The organism is Streptomyces sp. ActVer, from assembly GCF_027270795.1.
In the GTDB taxonomy this organism is placed as follows: Bacteria; Actinomycetota; Actinomycetes; order Streptomycetales; family Streptomycetaceae; genus Streptomyces; species Streptomyces umbrinus_A.
Window position 1 is genome coordinate 1 of sequence record NZ_JAPWHT010000763.1, and the last position, 2,703, is coordinate 2,703.

Sequence of the window (2,703 nt, forward strand, 5' to 3'; positions counted from 1 at the left end):
CTCCTGCGCCCGGCGCGCGGCCCGGTAGCAGCCGCACTCCCATGGCGGGCTTCCGCCGAAGCCACCCGCCCACGGCCGGCACCCGCAGCAGCCCTCTCTCCCTCGGCGGCCACGGCAGCACCCTCAGCCCCGCCGCCTCCAGGACCCGTGCCGCCGCCTTTCCGACGGACGGCGACAGGTACTCCGTGAAGGTGTCCGGCCAGAGAATGACCGTCTTGGGCAGGCCCTCCGGATGTTCTTCGTACGCGACGCCGCCCTCGCGCATTTCCTGCCGTGCCTGCGCCCTGGCCCTGCGGCGCCACCACCGGGTGAACGTCTCCCCCGCCACCCGCGGAATCTCCCGCTCGGGCGCGATCCCGCCCAGCCGCTTGGCGACGGCCGCCAACGGACGTACGGAAGCGAGGAAGTTGACCGGGCCGGCCAGGCGCAGGCGGGACACCGTCCCGAGCCAGACCGGCAGCCATCCCATCGTGTAGTGCGCGGCCGGTCGCCGACGGCCTTCGTAGTGGTGGTGCAGGAACTCCGCCTTGTACGTGGCCATGTCGACCCCGACCGGGCAGTCGGAGCGGCAGCCCTTGCAGGACAGGCACAGGTCCAGCGCGTCGCGGACCTCCGTGGACGCCCAGCCGTCGGTGACGACCTCGCCCGCGAGCATCTCGTGCAGCAGCCGGGCCCGTCCGCGTGTGGAGTGCTCCTCCTCGCCGGTCGCGCGGAAGGAGGGGCACATGACGCCGGAGTCCGGACCCGCCGTCCCCGTGCGGCACTTGGCGACGCCCACGCATCTGCGGACCGCCGCCGAGAAGTCCCCGCCGTCGTGCGGATAGCCGAAGGCCACGTCCACCGGCTCGCGCGGGAGCACGGCGAATCTCAGGTTCTCGTCCAGGGCGGCGGGCCTGACCAGCATTCCCGGGTTGAGCAGGTCGTCCGGGTCCCACACCGTCTTGACCCGCTCGAAGAGGGCGACCATCTCCTCCCCGTACATCTTCGGAAGCAGTTCGGCCCGGGCCTGTCCGTCGCCGTGCTCTCCGGAGAGGGAGCCCCCGTGGGCGACGACCACCTCTGCCAGCTCCTCCGAGAAGCGGCGGAATCGGCCGATGCCCTCGCGGGAGAGGAGATCGAAGTCGATACGTACGTGGATGCAGCCGTCCCCGAAGTGCCCGTACGGCGTGCCGCGCAGACCGTGGGAGGTCAGCAGGCCTCTGAAGTCCCGCAGGTACGGGCCGAGTCGGGCCGGGGGCACCGCGCAGTCCTCCCAGCCGGGCCAGGCCTCGGTGCCGTCCGGCATCCGGGTCGCCGTGCCGCTCGCGTCCTCGCGGACCCGCCACAGGGCCCGCCGGCCGGCCGGGTCGGTGACCACGAGGGAGTCGACGACGTCCGCGGCACGCACGATCGCGTCCGCACGCGCGCGTGCCTCCGCCGCCGTCCCGCCACCCGTCTCCACGAAGAGCCAGGCGCCGCCCCTGGGCAGTTCCGCATCCGCCCGTACGAGATCGGCCGCCATGCCCTCCACCGTCAGCGGCCCGTACGGCAGCAGGCCCGCCGCCGCCTCGGCCGCCGCGCTCTCGTCCGCGTACGCCAGCACGGCCAGCGCACGCGCGCGTGGGGCCTCGACCAGAGCGACGACCGCCTCCGTCAGCACACCCAGGGTGCCCTCGGAGCCGCAGAAGGAGCGGGCGACGTCGGCGCCCTTCTCGGGGAGCAGCGCGTCCAGCGCGTACCCCGAGATCCGGCGGGGCAGGTCCGGGAAGCCGGTGCGCAGCCGGCCCAACTCGCCCTCCACCAGGGCCCGCAGCCCCTCCGGAGCGCCCGACCAGGACCTGCCCGGTGACAGGAACCCGCCCCTCGCCGTCACCACGGACAGCTCGCGCACGCTGTCGGCCGTCGTGCCCCAGGCCACCGAGTGCGACCCGCACGAGTTGTTGCCGATCATCCCGCCTAGCGTGCACCGGCTGTGGGTCGACGGGTCGGGCCCGAAGCGCAGGCCGTGCGGCGCGGCCGCCTCCTGGAGACGGTCCAGGACGACCCCCGGCTGGACCACGGCCGTGCGCGCCTCCGCGTCCAGGGACACGATCCGGTTCATGTGACGGGTGAAGTCCAGGACCACACCTGTGCCGGTCGCCTGTCCCGCGATCGACGTACCACCACCGCGCGCGACGACCGGCACGCGGAGACGGGAGCAGACGGACAGCGCCGCCGCCACGTCGTCGGCGTCTCTCGGCGCGACCACGCCGAGCGGCACGCGCCGGTAGTTCGACGCGTCCATGGTGGTCAGCGCCCTCGCCGTCGCGTCGAAGGCAACCTCTCCGCGCACGGCTTTCCGCAGCTCCGACCGCAGCTCCCCGAGATCCGTTTCCGTCATGCCTCCAAGAATGCCCCCCGTCACTGACAGTGACCCCCGGCGAGCGAAGGAGGGTCGGCCCCCGGATTGGGGACGACTTGTGAAAGCGGGCACGAATCCTGCCCGGTCCGATCACGAACTCCCATATAGTGACCGCCAGTTGAGCACCAGGTGTCGCATCCCGCCCAGGACACGACCGAGGACACGATTGATGACCGCGCCCACTCCGCAAGCGCGCCCCACCCCAGATCGGCCGTATCCGGCGCACCTCGGCGGGGAACGGCCTCGCCTGCGTGCCGTCGTGCTCGCCCCGCTCCTGGCCGCCGTACCGGCGGCGCTCGCCGTCGGCGCCGCGGTCGCCCTGG

General features: G+C 73.3%; 1 protein-coding gene. It reads right to left on the reverse strand.

Annotation, left to right across the window (positions count from 1 at the left end):
• Window positions 1-2,359 (reverse strand): FAD-binding and (Fe-S)-binding domain-containing protein (locus O3Q52_RS51735; RefSeq protein WP_269655345.1); only part of this gene is annotated, 2,359 nt, incomplete at its 3' end.
• Window positions 2,360-2,703: the final 344 nt, after the last annotated feature.